18 protein-coding genes and 6 tRNA genes are annotated in these 18,454 nt (G+C 47.3%); 5 read left to right on the top strand and 19 right to left on the bottom strand.

The window, feature by feature from the left end; all coding sequences use genetic code 11:
- Positions 1–15 precede the first annotated feature (15 nt).
- From nadA to aspS, 19 genes are all read right to left on the bottom strand, one after another.
- A complete protein-coding gene (gene nadA / locus K6Y21_RS00940) occupies positions 16–1,056 on the bottom strand; it encodes a quinolinate synthase NadA (RefSeq protein WP_233069717.1) in 1,041 nt (346 codons plus the stop codon).
- A gap of 109 nt (positions 1,057–1,165) precedes the next feature.
- Positions 1,166–1,241, bottom strand: a tRNA-Lys gene (locus tag K6Y21_RS00935).
- Positions 1,242–1,275: 34 nt separating this feature from the next.
- A tRNA-Lys gene (locus K6Y21_RS00930) sits at positions 1,276–1,351 on the bottom strand.
- A gap of 34 nt (positions 1,352–1,385) precedes the next feature.
- Positions 1,386–1,461 (bottom strand) — tRNA-Lys (locus K6Y21_RS00925).
- A gap of 74 nt (positions 1,462–1,535) precedes the next feature.
- Positions 1,536–1,611, bottom strand: a tRNA-Lys gene (locus K6Y21_RS00920).
- Between the two features lie 41 nt (positions 1,612–1,652).
- A tRNA-Lys gene (locus K6Y21_RS00915) sits at positions 1,653–1,728 on the bottom strand.
- Between the two features lie 73 nt (positions 1,729–1,801).
- Positions 1,802–1,877, bottom strand: a tRNA-Lys gene (locus tag K6Y21_RS00910).
- Positions 1,878–2,068: 191 nt separating this feature from the next.
- The gene (gene ybgF / locus K6Y21_RS00905) at positions 2,069–2,803 is read right to left on the bottom strand and encodes a tol-pal system protein YbgF (RefSeq protein ID WP_233069716.1); all 735 of its coding nucleotides are present in this window, start codon (positions 2,801–2,803) and stop codon (positions 2,069–2,071) included.
- Between the two features lie 17 nt (positions 2,804–2,820).
- On the bottom strand, positions 2,821–3,366 hold the full coding sequence (gene pal / locus K6Y21_RS00900) for a peptidoglycan-associated lipoprotein Pal (protein ID WP_233069715.1): 546 nt from the start codon (positions 3,364–3,366) through the stop codon (positions 2,821–2,823).
- Positions 3,367–3,393: 27 nt separating this feature from the next.
- Positions 3,394–4,701, bottom strand: a complete 1,308-nt coding sequence (tolB, locus tag K6Y21_RS00895) for a Tol-Pal system beta propeller repeat protein TolB (RefSeq protein WP_233069714.1) — start codon at positions 4,699–4,701, stop codon at positions 3,394–3,396.
- Positions 4,702–4,731: 30 nt separating this feature from the next.
- Positions 4,732–5,868, bottom strand: a complete 1,137-nt coding sequence (tolA, locus tag K6Y21_RS00890) for a cell envelope integrity protein TolA (protein ID WP_233069713.1) — start codon at positions 5,866–5,868, stop codon at positions 4,732–4,734.
- Between the two features lie 11 nt (positions 5,869–5,879).
- Entirely contained in the window at positions 5,880–6,317 is a 438-nt protein-coding gene (gene tolR / locus K6Y21_RS00885; RefSeq protein WP_233069998.1) for a protein TolR, read from the bottom strand.
- A complete protein-coding gene (gene tolQ, locus K6Y21_RS00880) occupies positions 6,317–6,997 on the bottom strand; it encodes a protein TolQ (RefSeq protein WP_238486307.1) in 681 nt (226 codons plus the stop codon). The genes tolR and tolQ overlap by 1 nt, the downstream gene beginning before the upstream one ends.
- Before the next feature lie 226 nt (positions 6,998–7,223).
- Positions 7,224–8,234, bottom strand: coding sequence for a Holliday junction branch migration DNA helicase RuvB (gene ruvB / locus K6Y21_RS00875; protein WP_233069711.1), 1,011 nt, complete (start codon positions 8,232–8,234; stop codon positions 7,224–7,226).
- A gap of 28 nt (positions 8,235–8,262) precedes the next feature.
- Positions 8,263–8,877 (bottom strand): Holliday junction branch migration protein RuvA, encoded by a 615-nt coding sequence (ruvA, locus tag K6Y21_RS00870; protein WP_233069710.1) that lies wholly within the window; start codon positions 8,875–8,877, stop codon positions 8,263–8,265.
- Positions 8,878–9,162: 285 nt separating this feature from the next.
- Entirely contained in the window at positions 9,163–9,684 is a 522-nt protein-coding gene (ruvC, locus tag K6Y21_RS00865) for a crossover junction endodeoxyribonuclease RuvC (protein WP_233069709.1), read from the bottom strand.
- A 332-nt stretch (positions 9,685–10,016) separates the two neighbouring features.
- Positions 10,017–10,763, bottom strand: a complete 747-nt coding sequence (locus K6Y21_RS00855; RefSeq protein WP_233069708.1) for a YebC/PmpR family DNA-binding transcriptional regulator — start codon at positions 10,761–10,763, stop codon at positions 10,017–10,019.
- Positions 10,747–11,202 (bottom strand): dihydroneopterin triphosphate diphosphatase, encoded by a 456-nt coding sequence (gene nudB / locus K6Y21_RS00850; RefSeq protein WP_233069707.1) that lies wholly within the window; start codon positions 11,200–11,202, stop codon positions 10,747–10,749. Before nudB ends, K6Y21_RS00855 begins: the two co-directional genes overlap by 17 nt.
- A 4-nt stretch (positions 11,203–11,206) precedes the next feature.
- The gene (gene aspS / locus K6Y21_RS00845; protein WP_233069706.1) at positions 11,207–13,000 is read right to left on the bottom strand and encodes an aspartate--tRNA ligase; all 1,794 of its coding nucleotides are present in this window, start codon (positions 12,998–13,000) and stop codon (positions 11,207–11,209) included.
- A gap of 271 nt (positions 13,001–13,271) precedes the next feature.
- On the opposite strand from aspS, the gene K6Y21_RS00840 reads away from it, so the two are divergent.
- From K6Y21_RS00840 to K6Y21_RS00820, 5 genes are all read left to right on the top strand, one after another.
- Positions 13,272–14,138 (top strand): DUF72 domain-containing protein, encoded by an 867-nt coding sequence (locus K6Y21_RS00840; protein WP_233069705.1) that lies wholly within the window; start codon positions 13,272–13,274, stop codon positions 14,136–14,138.
- A gap of 114 nt (positions 14,139–14,252) precedes the next feature.
- Entirely contained in the window at positions 14,253–14,981 is a 729-nt protein-coding gene (cmoA, locus tag K6Y21_RS00835) for a carboxy-S-adenosyl-L-methionine synthase CmoA (protein WP_233069704.1), read from the top strand.
- A gap of 37 nt (positions 14,982–15,018) precedes the next feature.
- Complete coding sequence (gene cmoB / locus K6Y21_RS00830; RefSeq protein ID WP_233069703.1) at positions 15,019–16,008, top strand: tRNA 5-methoxyuridine(34)/uridine 5-oxyacetic acid(34) synthase CmoB; 990 nt, start codon at positions 15,019–15,021, stop codon at positions 16,006–16,008.
- Positions 16,009–16,104: 96 nt separating this feature from the next.
- On the top strand, positions 16,105–16,872 hold the full coding sequence (locus tag K6Y21_RS00825; protein ID WP_233069702.1) for an ATP-dependent zinc protease family protein: 768 nt from the start codon (positions 16,105–16,107) through the stop codon (positions 16,870–16,872).
- Between the two features lie 70 nt (positions 16,873–16,942).
- A complete protein-coding gene (locus K6Y21_RS00820) occupies positions 16,943–18,454 on the top strand; it encodes an inactive transglutaminase family protein (RefSeq protein ID WP_233069701.1) in 1,512 nt (503 codons plus the stop codon).

Below are 18,454 nucleotides of genomic sequence, written 5' to 3'. Positions count from 1 at the left end.
GATGGTTAGCTTGGATTAGTTGTTATTGGCAGCAAAAGATAACATGCGGTCCAGTGGGATCATGGCTTGTTTAGCCAACTCTGGATCGACAAACACTTCGTGCCCTGTGGCATCTAATAGCGATTTTTCAATGGCCTGTAGGCCATTCATTGCCATCCAAGGACAATGGGCACAGGTGCGACACGTTGCCCCGCTGCCTGCGGTTGGCGCTTCAATCATCTCTTTATCTGGACAGGCTTGCTGCATCTTGTAGAAGATACCGCGGTCGGTGGCCACAATTAACTTTTTATGAGGCAAAGTTTGTGCGGCTTTAATCAGCTGACTCGTCGAGCCCACCGCATCGGCGAGTTCCACAATGTTCGCTGGCGATTCAGGGTGCACTAGCACGGCTGCCTCAGGGTAAACCGCCTTCATGTCCTTTAACGCTTTCGCTTTAAACTCATCATGGACTATACAAGCGCCCTGCCACATTAGCATTTCGGCGCCGGTTTGCTTTTCGATGTAGGCGCCAAGGTGACGATCTGGCCCCCAAATAATTTTTTTGCCTTCGCTGTCTAAGTGTTCGACGATGTCCAAGGCGATAGCCGATGTCACCACCCAATCCGCTCTGGCTTTCACAGCTGCTGAGGTATTAGCATAAACCACCACAGTGTGATCAGGGTGCTGGTCGCAAAAAGCTGAAAACTCATCAACCGGACAGCCGAGATCGAGTGAGCAGGTCGCTTCTAAGGTTGGCATCAATACTTTTTTATGAGGCGTCAGAATTTTTGCCGTCTCCCCCATGAATTTAACACCGGCAATGATCAAGGTATCGGCCTGATGATCACGACCAAAACGTGCCATTTCGAGCGAGTCGGCAACATAGCCACCGGTTTCTTCCGCTAAAGCTTGGATCTCAGGATCGGTATAATAATGAGCAATCAATACCGCATTCTTTTCAATCAATAGGGCTTTGATCCGCGCTTTATAAGCTTCACGCTCAGCCTCAGTTAATACTGCAGGTTTAGGAGGGAAAGGATAATCTGATTCTAAAATTGCTTGCTCAATCTGGCTCATTTGCTGTCCACGTTTATACGAGATCTAGTGGCTGCGTATTATACACGCCAACAGCAGAAAAACCATGAGCACAAAAACGAAAAAACCCCGCATTGCGGGGTTTAGATAGTGGTGGGTTGTGAAGGATTTGAACCTTCGACCAATTGATTAAAAGTCAACTGCTCTACCAACTGAGCTAACAACCCGAATTGTATCAACGCATATGCGCTGTTTAAAATGTGGTGGGTTGTGAAGGATTTGAACCTTCGACCAATTGATTAAAAGTCAACTGCTCTACCAACTGAGCTAACAACCCGAATTGTGTCAACGCATGAGCGCTGTTTAAAATGTGGTGGGTTGTGAAGGATTTGAACCTTCGACCAATTGATTAAAAGTCAACTGCTCTACCAACTGAGCTAACAACCCAAATTTTTATACCCTTTACTCTTAACGAGTGTGCTGGTTATCGCACTGTAACAGCCTTAGCTGATACTTGAATGTGGTGGGTTGTGAAGGATTTGAACCTTCGACCAATTGATTAAAAGTCAACTGCTCTACCAACTGAGCTAACAACCCGAATTTTTTATCTGCCGTTCAGCATATTCGTTTACTTTATCTGGTGGGTTGTGAAGGATTTGAACCTTCGACCAATTGATTAAAAGTCAACTGCTCTACCAACTGAGCTAACAACCCAAATTTTATACCCTTTACTCTTAACGAGTGTGCTGGTAATCGCACTGTAACAGCCTTAGCTGATACTTGAATGTGGTGGGTTGTGAAGGATTTGAACCTTCGACCAATTGATTAAAAGTCAACTGCTCTACCAACTGAGCTAACAACCCTAATTTTATCTTGGCACACAAGTAAAATGTGTGTCTAACAATGTTCCCGAGAAGCTGTCACAGCCGCCTAGGCAACGGCGGCTTATATTACGGATTTATAAACCCAGTGCAACTTAAAAATGTATTTTTTTTCCTGACTGCCTACTAAACCAACAAACCAGCTAAATTAGCAGCCATAAAATACTTTTTTTTTATTTTAATGCTGATAATCGAGGCTCTGCAAGGTTAGCTGAAGCCGATCCAGGGTATTCGGAAATCACCATCTGATACAAGGATGTGGCTTCACTCTTATTGCCTAAGTACTCAGCGATAATACCGCTTTTAAGTAACGCTTCGGCGCGCTTGTTTGAATCTTTGAATTGCGTAGCAACAATATCAAACTCTTTCTTCGCCGCTTCATGCTGCTGGGCATTAAACAATAATTGGCCTAGCCAGTAGTGTGCGTTTGCGGCATAACTTGAATCTGGGTAGGTTTGAATAAAGGCAGTAAAAGCCGTGATGGCTTCATCATACTTTTTATCTTGCAATACCAAGTTAACCGCGGCCTGATAAGCTTGTTGCTCATCGGCTGGGGCGGCACTGGCTGGAGTCGAAGGTTGCTCTGGTTCAACGATAGCAGGCTGAGCTAGTTTGTTATCTATCTCTTGGTAAAGCTCACGCTGTCTGGTTTGGATCTGCTCAATTTTATAATTTTGCTTTTCGATGGTGCCCGTCAACGTATTCATTTCACGTTGCAGCTGATTCAGTTGCTGCTGAATATCGAATTGCATTTGATTACGTGCATCAAGCATGCGCTCAAGTGTGGCTAAGCGCGTTTCTAAGTCACCTGAGCCAGCGCGTACATCTTTGACTGGCGCTGCCGCTAGGGCGTGAAAACTGGTGGCAATAACGGCCATAAATATGGCCGTTTTCATATTGGTTGTCATAACGTTAGGGGTATCCCTTAGTAAACTAGTACCGCGCGACGATTCTCCGCATAAGCCGCTTCTGAATGAGCAAAGTTAACCGGCTTTTCTTCACCATAGCTCACCGTGCTAAGTTGCGAAGCGGGCACGCCCATACTTTGTAGGTAACGAACAACAGACAGAGCACGTCGCTCACCTAAGGCAATATTGTACTCAGGTGTACCGCGTTCGTCAGTATGCCCCTCAATGATCACAGACTTTTGCGACTCAACTAAGTATTGAGCATGGGCATTAAGGACTTGGCGGTACTCAGGTGCAATTTCAGACTGATCGTAGGCAAAGCTAATGGTATTTTCTAGGATAGCCTGACCGTACTTAGCCGCAAGCTGCTCTTCAAATGTCATGTCAATTGGCGTAACAACTTCGGTATCGACCCCATTGTTGTTACCTCCGTTGGCCCCTTCAATACTGGTATCAACTTGAGTACTTTCGTCTTGGGTTGCAGATTGATTAGAACTACACGCAGCCAGCGCCATTAAAGGTAGAGAAATTGCTATGCCCTTTAATACTTTGTTAAATTCCATACATTGTTCCTGTAATTTTGGATTTGATTAATTTAAGTAAGGAGACCAAGCTGGCGCCCTTACTTCACCGCTACGAGCAGGCAGTTTCGCTTTGAAACGACCATCCATTGAAACCAAGGCGAGATTCTTTTTACCACCGTAAATCGTGCTGTAAATAATCATACTACCATTGGGCGCAATACTGGGCGACTCATCTAAGCTCGATGTGGTCAATACCTGTAAATTGCCCGTGTCTAGATCTTGGCGGGCGATTTGATACTGGCCGTTATTTCGACTTACCATGACTAAGCTTTTACCATCGGAAGTAAATGAACCGCCTAAGTTCATATCGCCTTCCCAAGTCATACGCTTGGTCTCGTTAGTCGCTAAATCTACTCGATATATTTGTGGTTTACCACCCCGCTCAGAAGAGAAAATCAGCGACTTTCCATCGGGTGCCCAGCTCGGCTCAGTATCGATAGCACGGTGGGATGTCACGCGTTTAAGGTCGCGAGTACGAATGTTCATCACATAGATATCAGGCTGACCATCTTTAGATAGCACCATCGCCATTTGCTGGCCGTCAGGTGACCATTTCGGTGAGCCATTAATGGCTGGAAATGAGGTTAACTGGGTCCGCTCTTGGGTAAAAATATCTTGTATAAAAATTTGCGAGCGGTTGTTTTCAAAGCTCACATAAGCTAACCGACGACCATCAGGCGACCACGACGGCGACATTAAAGGTTGCTGCGAACGCACCACCATTTTTTCGCCAAAGCCATCATAATCAGCAATGCGCAATTGGTATGGGAATTCATCGTTTGGGTCGACAGCAATATAGGCTATTCGAGTTAAGAACGCCCCTTTCTCACCGGTCAGTTTTTCATAAACAATATCACTGATACGATGAGCATATTGACGCATTTGATTTTGATTAACGACGCTACGGCGCTTGTCTAACACGTAACTGCCACTTTCAGTTTGCCCAGCAATCACATCAACTAACTCAAAGGTCACTTGATATTTATTCGGCTCGGTCAGGGTAACCACTCCTGTCACCACCGCTTCGGCCCCCAACGCCGCCCATGCTTGAAAGTCCACGTCAGCACTGTCCGAAGGCGTTTGTGGCATTTTATCTGGGCTAAGTGGGTTAAATTTACCACTTCGCATCAAATCGGTGCTGATAATGCTAGCCAAATCTTCTGGCGCCGCCCCTTCTCCTTCAAATTTGAACGGGGAGATACCCACAACCCGAGCTCCGTCAACACCTTCAGTGATCACTATCTCGAGTTTGGCTTGTGCACTGCTGACCACTGCAAGCCATAAGCCCAATAACAAAAACAGTTTATTTTTCATAACAAAAGAGCTCCTTATTTCACTCTCGATTTATGGCTCTAAACGTACATTAAAATCTTTAAACTCAGCTAATACCACGGGATCTTTGGGCACAGGTAACGTGTTTGCCCGATTCACCGCGGCAATGGCTGAGCGGCACACCTGTGCATCGCCTTCAACACGCTTGGTTCCGATAACTAAACCGTTACTGGTCAAACGGATATTAAGTAAGCAATGCTTGCCTTTCCAACCTGACTCGACATGCCAATTTCGCTCAACCTTGCTTTTAATTAAAGCGATAAATTTATCTTTTTCCGATAGCTGATGCTTGGAAAGGGCACTATTTTGTTCAGCGGCAAATTCCGCCGCCATCAGTGCCTCTAGCTCGGCTCTTCGTTTGGCCTCCTCAGCTTGACGCGCTCGCTCGGCGGCTTCTTTTTCCGCTTTTTCTTTGGCCTTGCGCGCCTCTTCTTGTTGGCGTTTTTTCTCAGCTTCGGCTTTTTTCGCGGCTTCTTCAGCGGCTTTTTTCTCTTCCTCTGCCTTACGCGCTTCTTCTAATTTACGCTGCTTTTCTGCTTCTGCTTGCTTGGCAGCCTCTTCGGCGGCTTTTTGCTCGGCAGCTGCTTTAGCTGCCGCTTCTTCTGCGGCCTTTCGCTGCGCTTCTTTTTCTTTACGCGCTTGCTCGGCTTGCAGCGCTTTTTGCTCCGCTTCTTTGCGCTCCGCTTCTTTTTGCTGTTTCACCCGTTGCGCTTCAAGGGCCGCTTCTTCGGCTTGCTTTTGCTCGGCTTGCTTAGCCGCGGCGGCGGCAGCGGCAGCGGCCGCCGCTTGTTCAGCCGCAATGCGCTCAGCTTCTTTCACCGCCCGTTGTTGCTCTAATTCCTCTACTTTTTTCTGCTCGGCTAATTGACGCTCACGCTCTTGCTCGGCAAGCTCTTTTACCCGCTCTAATTCTTCATTGGCAGCTGCAATCCGCTCTGCTTCTTCTCGGCGTTTTTCGGCTTCTCGCTGCTTAATTTTACTCACCTGAGCATCAACCACCGCCTGATCCACCACCACAGCATTGATGGCGGACCCCGATGGTGGTGGGGTCGGCTCTTTTTTAAAATCAATACCGACAATAAACACCAGCACTAATACAACATGCAGCGCACAGGCGATAATAAAAGGTATCCCAAATCGAGACTTCACGGCTTTCCCTGCTATTTTTGTTCTTGTGGCTGGGTCATCAAGCCCACTGAGGGCACCCCAGCTTGTTGTAATAACACCATTAACCTAACAACTTGCTCGTAAGCAACGGCTCCATCGCCTTTCACCACCACAGGGACACCCGGCTCCAGTTGCAAGTGCGCTTGAACCATGGCCGTTAGCTCACTATCTGATAAAGCAACATCACTGCTGTCACCCACATCAAGAAAATAGTTACCATCGATATCGACGGAAGCAACCAGCGGCGGCTTAGAATCTTCCGATAACGATTCCGCTTCTGCAGTTTGCGGCAAGTCGACTTTAACCCCTTGGGTAATAATCGGCACGGTCGCCATAAAAATAATCAGCAACACCAACATCACATCTATGTATGGCACGACGTTAATTTCCGCCACTGGACGTCGGCGTTTACGTTGATATCCGCCATGCATCATGCTTGGCTCCCTTGCTCGCTCATGGATTGACGCTGCAAGATTGAAGTGAACTCTTCCATAAAGTTAGCATAACTGTTTTCTAGGCGGCCGACTTGATGGGAAAAACGGTTATAGGCAATCACCGCAGGAATAGCAGCAAATAAGCCCATGGCCGTGGCGATCAGCGCCTCTGCAATACCCGGCGCAACCATGCTTAAGGTAGCTTGTTGCACTTCACCTAATGCGATAAAGGCGGTCATTATCCCCCACACGGTACCAAATAACCCAATGTAAGGGCTGATTGAGCCTATGGTTGCAAGGGTAGGGAGTGAGGATTCAAGCTCGTCAATTTCACGTGACAAGGTGACTCGCATCGCACGATACGTGCCTTCCATGACGGTTTCTGGCGTACGTCCTACGGACTTATGCAAGCGAATATATTCTTTAAAACCCGCGTGAAATAATTTCTCACTGCCTTGTAAGGAATCACGGCGCACCGCACTTTCTTGATACAGCTTAGACAAATCAATACCTGACCAGAATCTGTCTTCAAAACGGTCAACGGCTTTTAACGCCGCTTTCAATGCTTTATTGCGTTGAAAAATAATGGTCCAAGATGCCAGCGACATGGCCAGCAACATCAACATTACCGCTTTAACCAAAAAACTGGCTTGTGAAATCAAGCCGATGAACGACATATCTGCGTGCACTAAATGATTCTCCTATATTGTACTAAGCCTTCTAAGGGCTGTCCTTGGCGCAATTTAGGGCGCCAATATAGCCGAGCTAAAGGCAATAGAATACGGTTAACAGCCTAAAATTAATTTGACCTGACCGCAAATAAAAAAAGATTCATATTAGACCGAGATCTTAGGTTAGGGTCATAATCAAGAACTCAGCGCTAGGTGACTGATAGTACAGTTCTTATATTTCGCCATCTTTACTAAAGCCCAGATGCTGATAAGCACGATCGGTGGCAATGCGCCCTCTCGGGGTTCGCTGTAGAAAGCCTTGTTGAATTAAATAGGGCTCAAGCACATCTTCTATGGTTTCACGCTCTTCACCGATGGCCGCGGCTAAGTTATCTAACCCCACCGGGCCGCCCATGAATTTATCAATAATGGCTTCAAGTAACTTTCTATCCATTAAGTCAAAGCCTTGATTGTCCACTTCAAGCATATCTAGCGCGGCCTTAGCGGCAATTTGGTTAACAACACCGGCGTGTTTGACCTCAGCGTAATCGCGTACGCGGCGTAGTAAACGATTAGCTATTCGCGGCGTACCGCGCGAGCGCCTTGCCACTTCAACGCAGGCTTCTCGATCCATGTTAAGGGCTAAAAAGTGCGCGCTGCGCTCAACTATGCTGGTCAAGGCAGGAACATCGTAAAATTCCAAACGCTGCACTATGCCAAACCGGTCGCGCAGCGGTGAGGTTAAGGAGCCTGCTCGCGTGGTCGCACCAATCAAGGTAAACGGCGGTAAATCCAGTTTAATCGAGCGCGCCGCGGGGCCTTCGCCTATCATAATATCCAGCTGGTAATCTTCCATCGCCGGATACAGAATTTCCTCTACCATGGGGCTAAGGCGGTGGATTTCATCAATAAACAGCACATCGTTAGGCTCAAGATTAGTCAGCAGCGCGGCTAAATCACCCGCTTTTTCCAGCACCGGACCCGAGGTGGTTTTTATGTTCACATCGAGCTCGTTAGCGACGATATTGGCCAAGGTGGTTTTACCCAATCCCGGCGGACCAAAAATGAGGAGATGATCGAGCGCTTCATCGCGACGACGCGCCGCCTCGATAAAGATCTCCATTTGGCTTTTCACTTGCTCTTGGCCGGTATAGTCTTGCAATAATTTAGGTCTAATGGCGCGATCTACCACCTCTTCTTGCGAGGTGGCACTGCTGCTGATCAGTCTATCGGCTTCTATCATGATGTTTTCACTGCTTATTGGTTAGACATTAGGCCATGGTTTTTAAGGCATCGCGGATCAAACTCTCACAGCTTGCTCCCTCGCTATAAACTTGTTTGACCATTTTTTCGGCTTGTGTGGCTTTGTAGCCAAGAGAAATCAAGGCGCCGATGGCTTCACTCTTTTCATCAGCGGCACTCACCACACTAACATTGTCCTGCGATACTGGCATTGCCGGATTAAATAAATCGGCGCCCACCCAGCCTTTGAGGCGATCTTTCATTTCCACCAGCAAACGCTCAGCGGTTTTCTTACCCACGCCCGGCAGTTTAACCAACCCGGTCACATTATTATCTTCAATACACTGCACAAATTGATTGGCGGTCATGCCCGATAATATCGCTAGCGCTAATTTTGGCCCGACTCCATTAACTTTAATTAACTCACGAAACATGGCGCGCTCGAGTTTATCGGTAAAACCATATAATAGCTGAGCATCTTCACGCACCACAAAATGGGTGTAAACAATGGCTTCTTGACCCGGCTCGGGTAAATGATAAAACGAGCTCATCGGCAATTGCACTTCATAACCGACCCCAGCGACTTCAATTAACATCTCTGGCGCTTGCTTATCTATAATGATGCCTCTGAGTCTACCTATCACAACCTTCACCCTGTCTATACAAAAACGCTAGGATAAAAAACAACTGGATAAACATCCAGATCTTTTTATTACTTTAGTGATTAGGGCATGTTTAAACGGGTTGCTAATTGGCAATCCCATAAATGTGTTTTGAGCAAATCGGTAGGATTTTCTTAGTCGAAAATCTGCCGCAAGGATGAGGCGGTTAAGCCATAAAGGATGATTTCACGGCGTTTCGAATAAGAAAATGCCACCTTGTGCTTAACCTTGATTCGATTTTGTACTCTCATGCCCTCGCCCTGATGATTAACGCAGCCGACCTCGCACGGTTTTACGCACCTTGCCCGCCATGGCAATCAAGCTCGTTTGCGTCGCACCATGACACATGGCCACAGCGAGCGCATCAGCCGCATCGGCTTGCGGCGTGCCATCGAGTTTGAGAATGTGCTGCACCATGTGTTGCACTTGTTCTTTTTTCGCGCCGCCCGTGCCCACCACGGCTTGTTTGATTTGCCGCGCCGAGTACTCAGCGACAGGCAATCCTTGATTGGTGGCCGCCACGATGGCCACGCCACGTGCTTGGCCTAGCTTTAGGGCTGAGTCTGGATTTTTCGCCATGAACACTTGCTCAATCGCAAACTGCTCGGGTTTGTATTGCATGATGATCTCGGTGATGCCGTTATAAATAGTGTGTAATCTGGGGGCGAGTTCATCACCTTGAGTACGAATACAGCCACTCATCACATATTCAAACTTACCACCTCGATGCCTTACTAAGCCAAACCCGGTAATGCGCGAGCCAGGATCGATCCCCAAAATTAACGCCATCTATTTGCCTACAATCAATCTGCCATAAAAAAAGGAGCTTGCGCTCCTTATAGGGCCTGTTGACCTTTCGCGGTTAATTTTTGTTCGAGACAAAAGCGTTTTGAGCAAGGCGAGTAGTGTGTAGCTTAGCACTCTAAGTAAATACTGCTCAACGACGCGCAAAACGCTTTTAGCCGAATCCGTAGGACAGCGTTTGTTGGTCATTTCTACTGCGTTAGCGCCTTTTTGCATAGTTGACTATGCTTCAAAGCCTCTGCCTTGTACAAATACCCAACAAATCGCTGCAAAAACAAGCTCAAAAGGTCAACAGGCCCTATCCTCGTCTCGCTAGTTTATTCCAAGCTAGCGGCAACTTCATCGGAAATATCACCGTTGTGATACACCTCTTGCACATCGTCATCATCTTCAAGCATATCAATCAAGCGCAGTAGCTTAGGCGCAGTATCAAGATCGAGCTCTGCTTTAGTCGATGGCACCATGGTCACTTCTGCGTTTTCGGCTGCAAAGCTAGCGGCATCAAGGGCATCTTTAACCGCACCAAAGTCTTCCGGCGACGTCTGCACTTCAAATGAGCCATCGTCATGATTTATCACGTCTTCGGCCCCTGCCTCTAGAGCCGCCTCCATCAGCTCGTTTTCATCGACGTCTGCGCCGTAGGCAATCACCCCTTTTTTATCGAATAAGTACGCCACTGAGCCATCTGTGCCTAAGTTACCACCCGCTTTACTAAATGCATGGCGCACACTGGCCACGGTGCGGTTACGGTTATCAGTCATGGTTTCCACCATCACCGCAGTGCCGCCCGGCCCATAACCTTCGTAAATAATGGTTTCAAGCTCTTGACCATCAAGCTCCCCGGAACCACGCTTAACGGCGCGATCGACCGTATCTCGGGTCATATTATTGGATAACGCTTTGTCGATGGCGGCCCGTAATCTTGGATTGGCATCGGGATCTGAGCCGCCCTCTCGTGATGCCACGGTTAACTCGCGGATCAGTTTAGTGAAGATTTTACCGCGTTTGGCATCTTGTGCCGCTTTACGGTGCTTGATATTGGCCCATTTACTGTGACCTGCCATAACAGCCTCCGAATGATTGGCTTAGCTCAAGCAATACCTGACGATTCGTGGTTGCGCTGGCAAGGGCAATGGCTTGCTTAAAGGGTAACCATTGATACTCACTGTGCTCGCTAAGTTGGATCTCACAGCTGTCGGGCAGAGCTAAGGTAAATTGATGTTCTAAGTTGGTGGTTACCCCGTCGGGATAACGTTTTCGCCACAAGGGGCGGATGTCATATCTCACTTGTCGCGCAAGATCGTGCAACGTCAGATCTTGAGCGATAATATCGATGCCGGTTTCTTCTAATACTTCACGCACCGCAGTTTGCGCTGGGATTTCGCCATGCTCTAAACTGCCCGTGACCGATTGCCAAAACGCAGCATCATCTAAACGCCTTAGCATCAACGCCCTGCCATCCATCGTGTAAATCACGACTAAAACTGACTCAGGGCGCTTCATGCTATTAGTCCTCAGCTTGGTCTGCTTCGGACTCTGGCGCTTTGACGACTTCAATGCCTAAATCGTCCAATGCCGCAGGGTTAGCATGGCCTGGAGCATTGGTTAATGGACATGCTGCTGTCAGGGTTTTCGGGAACGCCATCACATCACGAATCGAACTTGCGCCTGTCATTAACATCACCAAGCGGTCTAGACCAAACGCAAGGCCAGCGTGTGGCGGCGCACCAAACTTCAAGGCTTCCAGTAAGAAGCCAAATTTTTCTTCGGCTTCTTCATCTGTGATCCCTAAGATACGGAAGATGGTCGCTTGCATTTTTTGGTCGTAAATACGCACCGAACCACCGCCTAGCTCACAGCCGTTAAGGACCATGTCGTAAGCATCCGATAAGGCGTTAGCCGGATCTTGCTCGAGTTGCTCTGGTGTTAACCCTGTTGGCGCGGTAAACGGATGATGCAGCGGTGTTAGGTCGCCGTTTGGCAACTCTTCAAACATTGGGAAATCAACAACCCACAATGGCTTCCACTCGTCTTTAGTGAGCCCAAGATCTTCACCGACCTTCAAGCGCAGTGCGCCCATGGCTTCTGCCACCACGTTGGCTTTGTCTGCACCAAATAAAATGATGTCACCGTCTTTAGCGTTGGTGCGCTCAAGGATAGCAGCAATAATGTCAGCCGTTAGGAACTTAGCAATCGGTGATTGAATGCCTTCAGCGCCTTTGGCTACGTCGTTAACTTTGAGCCAAGCTAAGCCCTTAGCGCCGTAGATATTGACATACTTGCCGTAGTCATCGATGTTTTTGCGCGAAAGTGACGCACCGCCCGGCACACATAATACCGCAACACGCCCCTTTTCATCGTTGGCAGGGCCTGAGAATACTTGGAATTCAACGTCTTTTAGTAAATCCGCTACATCCACTAATTCCATTGGGTTACGCAAATCTGGCTTGTCTGAGCCAAAACGGCGCATCGCCTCAGCGTAAGTCATGCGCGGGAACTCACCTAAATCTACTTGCAGTAGGTCTTGGAACAATTGGCGGATCATGGATTCCGTCACCGACATCACTTGCTCGGCAGTCATGAAAGAGGTTTCGATATCGATTTGGGTAAACTCTGGCTGGCGGTCAGCGCGTAAGTCTTCATCGCGGAAACATTTCACTATCTGGTAGTAGCGATCTAGCCCTGACATCATCAGCAATTGTTTAAACAACTGAGGTGATTGTGGCAGCGCGAAAAAGCGGCCGTTATGGGTACGACTTGGTACTAAGTAGTCACGCGCGCCTTCTGGGGTCGCCTTGGTTAACATCGGTGTTTCGATGTCTAAGAAGCCATTATCGTCAAGGAAACGGCGAACTGAACTGGTGACGCGAGCACGGAATTTAATCTTCTGCGCCATGTCAGGACGACGTAAATCTAAATAGCGGTATTTTAGACGCTGCTCTTCACTGTTGTTCTGATGATTGTCCAGAGATAGTGGCAAAGGCGCTGATTTACTTAAGATTTCAAGCTCAGTCCCTAAGATCTCTATGCCACCTGTGCGCATGTCTTTATTTACTTGGCTTTCTGGACGTGGGCGCACCTTACCGGTTACCTTGACACAAAATTCGCTACGTAAGCTGCTGGCACGCTCAAACACCTCGGCTAAATCGGGATCGTAAACCACTTGTACTAGGCCTTCGCGGTCGCGCAAATCAAGGAAAATAACGCCACCTAAATCGCGGCGCTTGTTTACCCAGCCTACTAATTCTACTTGTTGTTCAATATGTTGTTCGTTTACTTCGCCGCAATATAGGGTGCGCATGCTTGTTCGTTCCTATTCTAGGTTTGGTTCAGTCGCCGTGGTTAATTGTTATCAAATAAGCCACATAAAATTAAAATTCTTTCGTTGCTAAATTTTGTTATTACCGGTCATAAAAGTGGCTTCGTACCAGCCATTGCCGCCTAAGGGCAACCCATAAATGCAAGATCTATGTCTGCCGCTTTTCTATTAGCATCTTTCTATTATCTAATGCGACGCTTTCGCATTAGTGAAAACGCGTTATTATAATGGAAAAGCAAGGCAAGGGTAAATCGTGCAAGGCGCATCATCTCACACAAATTTACGCATCGGTATGGCAATGTGGTCTGAGCCCGCTTGGCAATCTCGCTTGGTAAGGCAAGAACAGCCCAATCAAAGCGCCTTATTTTATTACAGTCGGGTCTTTAACACGGTCGAAGGCAACACTACTTTTTATGCCCTGCCCAATCCCGCCACGGTATCAAAATGGCAGCAAGACACGCCCGATGATTTCAAATTCAGCTTAAAGTTGCCGCAAACCATTTCTCATCAAAAGCGCTTGTGTGGCGTGAGCCAAGAGCTCAAAGCATTTTTCGATTTATTCACGCCGCTGCAACACAAAATTGGTCTGATCAAGTTGCAACTGCCCGCCAGCTTTGGCCCAGAAGATTTACCGATTTTAATGACCTTTTTGAAGCAACTGCCCCAAGATTGGCAATATGGTGTCGAAGTGCGCCATTTAGCTTATTTTGCCAAAGGCGAAGTGGAAAAACGCCTTAATGGCTTTTTAATCGAGCAACAAATGAACCGCATTATAATGGACTCACGTCCGGTGTTTTTGGCCGATGCCAGCAATCCCATTATTGCCCACGGCCAAAGCCAAAAGCCTAAGGTGCCAGTACACGCCATTGCCACCAGCCAACATCCGGTAGTCCGCTTTATTGGCGATATTGAGCTGGAAAATAACCGAGCGCTTTTCTTACCTTGGGTTAACACCATCACCCAGTGGTTAGCCCAAGGTAAATCGCCTTATTTATATATTCATACCGCAGACAATATTCAGGCCCCAGAGCTTGCCGCCATGATTGCACAAATGCTGGGGGAGCCCGCCGCTTGGTTTCACTTACCTGAGCCTGAATTTGATCAGCTGAATATGTTTTAGTCAGCGTAAAGCACAAAGGGAGCTGATAAAAATAACGCAAGATACCCGCTTAAGGTATTTCACAAAGGCTGAGGGTTTGATTAAAATACGCGCCCTAGCAAATGGGAGAGCCCAATGAAACACAAAGACACGATTTTTGCCGCGCCCGTAGAACAAATGGGTAACTTTACCTTTGATGAAAAAGTGGCCGAAGTGTTTCCTGACATGATCAAGCGCTCCGTCCCCGGCTATTCTAATATTATTTCGGCCATTGGCATGATCACCGCCCGCTTTGCCAAGCCGAATACACAACTTTATGATCTAGGATGTTCTTTAGGTGCGGCAACCTTAGAAATGCGCCGCAATTTAAGCCAGCCTAATTGCACCATTATTGGAGTAGATAATTCCAGTGCCATGGTGGAGCGTTGCCAACTTCATGTCGATGCGTTTCGCAGTGATGTGCCTGTAAACATTGTATGCCAAGACATCTGTGATATTGAGATACACAATGCCAGTCTAGTGGTATTGAATTTCACTTTGCAGTTTATCGACAAAAGCAAACGCCACGCCCTCATCGAAAAGATCTACCAAGGCCTAGTGCCTGGCGGCGTATTAGTATTGTCAGAGAAGTTCCACTTTGACAATGACATAACCCATGACGTGCTGTTTGAACTGCACCATGACTTTAAACGCGCCAATGGCTACAGCGAACTTGAGATCAGCCAAAAGCGCAGTGCCCTAGAAGACGTCATGGTTCCCGACACCATAGAGCAAAATAAACAGCGCCTCTATCAAGCAGGCTTCACCAATGTTGACGTTTGGTTTCAATGCTTTAACTTCGGCTCCATGTTAGCCATCAAATAACCTAACGATAAAAGAATAAGACAACTGAGATTATAAAGTGCAAATCGATTTTAATAACTTCTACCAGCAAATAGCCCAAAACCGACTCAGCCATTGGTTAACCACCTTGCCAGCACAATTAGCCCAGTGGCAGCAAGACAGCCTGCGCGGTGAATTTCCTAGCTGGCAGAAGGTACTTAAAAAGTTTCCACCGATTGAAACGTCCCATATTGACCTAACAGACAAGGTTAGCGTTGGCCAGCTGGGCGAGTTACCCCAAGGTGAGCAAGCAAAGCTGGCTAACTTATTGGGTAAGTTCCACCCTTGGCGCAAAGGCCCCTATACGGTACACGGCGTACATATAGATACCGAATGGCGCTCTGACTTTAAATGGGACCGCTTGCTGCCCCATATCAGCCCGCTGAAATACCGCTATGTGCTTGATGTGGGCTGCGGCAATGGTTACCACATGTGGCGCATGTTAGGCGAAGGCGCCGAATTTGTGGTCGGGGTCGATCCCTCTCAACTTTTCTTATGTCAATTTGAAACCATACGTCACTTTGCCAATAACAATCAAAATGTCCACTTGTTGCCTTTAGGCATCCAGCAGCTTCCTGAGTTAATAGCGTTTGATACGGTTTTTTCGATGGGCGTGCTTTATCACCGTAAGTCACCCATAGATCACATCCTACAACTCAAATCTCAATTAGTACCAGGTGGTGAGCTAGTATTGGAAACCATCGTGATTGATGGCGGCCCCAATGATGTATTGGTGCCGGGTGACCGTTACGCCAAAATGCGCAACATCTGGTTTATTCCAAGTGCGCAGGCACTGAAAGGCTGGGTAGAAAAATGTGATTTTGAAGATGTCCGCATCGTCGATATCAGCGAAACCACGGTTGCCGAGCAGCGTAGTACCCAGTGGATGAAAAATGAATCGCTAACTGATTTTCTGGATCCCAATGACCCAAGTTTAACCATCGAAGGCCATCCGGCGCCTAAACGTGCCGTGATTATTGCCCGTAATCCGGAAAAGCGATTAAGCTAAAATAAATATCGCCCAACCCCTTGTAGTTTAGTGGCATATACCTTAGCTTTGCCCTCTGACTGAGTTCAAAAAAAGTGACCTTGTTAGGAAGTTTATATGTTTAAAAAAAGTGTGTTAGCGACATCAATACTGCTCTTAACCGCATGTGCAAGTAATCAAGAAGCAACACCAACGGTTTCACCAGAGCAATTGACAACCGCGCTCGAACAAAACCAACAAATTATCGTGGCACAGTGCCAACAAATTAACCAAACATTGACCACTGAACTTGAGCAATTGCGCCAACAGCAACAATTGCAGTTACAAGATGTGAAAAATACCTTTATTGCCGAAAACAAAAAGCAAAAAGTGGTTGTGGCTCCAGCTCCATTGCCTGCACCTAAATGTGAACAACCATCTGAATCAAAAAATGCCCTTATCGAAGGCACCAAAGCAGATAAGGTGATCGTAGGGGAAGAAGAATGGGTGCATATTTCACCACCAAAAATTAACTTACTGGCTCGTGTTGATACAGGTGCGGCGGTATCTTCCATTCATGCTGTAAATGTCACCGAGTTTGAACGCGATGGTGAAAAGTGGGTTAAATTTGAAATTGCTCATCCCGAAGCTGAGCCAGCGGTGACGGTCGAAAGAAAAGTTGTCCGTTATTCCAATATTCGCCAATCCAGTAGCGAAGAAACGGTGCGACGTCCGGTGGTAAAATTCAATATCCGTTTGGGCTCGATTAAGGAGTCCGCCGAGTTTACCTTAGCCGATCGTGGCCAGATGAACTACCCTGTTCTGCTTGGACGTGAATTCTTAAAAGACATCACCCTCGTCGACCCAGGGAAACAACAAATTCATCCAGAATTTAAACCCAACTAATTATCAGGCGAGCCTTAGCTCGCCTTTATTTTGTTAACCATTTTACTCAACCAGTAGGATCATTTTCATTATGGCCTCCAAAACCCCGTTTTATATTCTCGTTACCTTGTTATTTGTAACAGGTCTCGCCCTGACTATTCAGCGTCATGTTGCCTTTGAAGTTCCAATGACCCCAGGCGTCAAACGTACCGTGTGGTCTGTGGATGCCAAAATCGAATTCTTTGCCAATGGCAGCGCCGTCAAAGCGTCTTTAGCCACTCCCATCAGCCAACCCGGCTTCACGTTATTGCATCAAAATGCCGCTTCACCTGGCTATGGACTTAACTTCGTTCAAAAAGACAATATGCCTCGTGCTGAATGGACCATACGCGAAGCCGCCGGCACGCAAGAACTGTTCTATAAAGTGCAATTGTTAGAAGACGACAACACAGAATTAACGGGGCTGGCAGCGGTCCCAGCGGTCACTCCGCCAGAGTGGGTTGAGCCCTATGGCACCGCCGCTGAGCAGCTCACCTTAGATGTAACCCAGCGCAGTGCCGATGCATTTAGTTATACTCGCGAGTTATTAAAACAATTCGCCAATAACAACCTCAGCCAAAATGCGGAACTCTTACTTAACAGCGAGCCAGATCGTTCACAGTTAGTGGTAAAACTTCTCAATCAAGCCAACATTAGCGCCCGCGTGGTGGGCGGCCTTAAGCTAGAAGACGGCCGCCGCCGTCAACCCCTTAATGCCTTCGTTCAAGTTTATGAAGGTGAACAATGGTTGCTATTTGATGCCAAGACAGGTAAAGAAGCCAACCGCGAGAGCCTACTGCTCTGGGAACAAACCGACTCTTCATTACTGGATTTAGAAGGCGGCTATAATTCATTAGTGACCTTCTCAATGATCAAGCAAGAGCAGCCGGCCCTGATGGCCGTCAAAGAGAAACTCAGCAGCCAAGATTTACTCAACTTCTCAATCCAAAGCCTACCGATCGAAGAACAAGCCCTATTTAAAGGTATTTTGCTCATTCCTATTGGTGTCTTAGTGGTCGTATTAATGCGCGTTATTGTGGGCTTAAAAACGTCCGGTACCTTTATGCCGGTGCTAATCGCCATGGCCTTTATCCAAACCAGCTTACTAACGGGACTTGTTGGTTTTATATTAGTCGTGGGCACGGGCCTGATCATTCGCTCGTACTTGTCACGTCTCAACCTGCTATTAGTGTCTCGAATATCCGCCGTGATTATCATGGTGATTTTGATGATCGGGCTGTTCTCGGTGATCTCTTACAAAGTGGGGTTAAGTGAAGGCCTTAAAATCACCTTCTTCCCGATGATCATCCTATCTTGGACCATAGAGCGTATGTCGGTACTTTGGGAAGAAGAAGGCGCCAAAGAAGTGCTTCGTCAAGGGGGCGGTAGCTTGCTAGTGGCGGTACTGGCTTATCTGGCGATGAACAATGATTATGTTCGCCATATCACCTTCAACTTCTTAGGTGTTCAACTGATCATTATGTCCTTGGTACTGTTATTGGGTAGTTACACAGGCTACCGTTTACTTGAACTTTATCGCTTTAAATCCATGGCGGAGAAATAA

The sequence above is a fragment of the Motilimonas eburnea genome (genome assembly GCF_021295345.1).
Lineage (GTDB): Bacteria > Pseudomonadota > Gammaproteobacteria > Enterobacterales > CBDFNC01 > Motilimonas > Motilimonas eburnea.
Note: the sequence above shows the minus strand (reverse complement) of the source record. Positions and strands in the feature narration are given on the sequence as shown.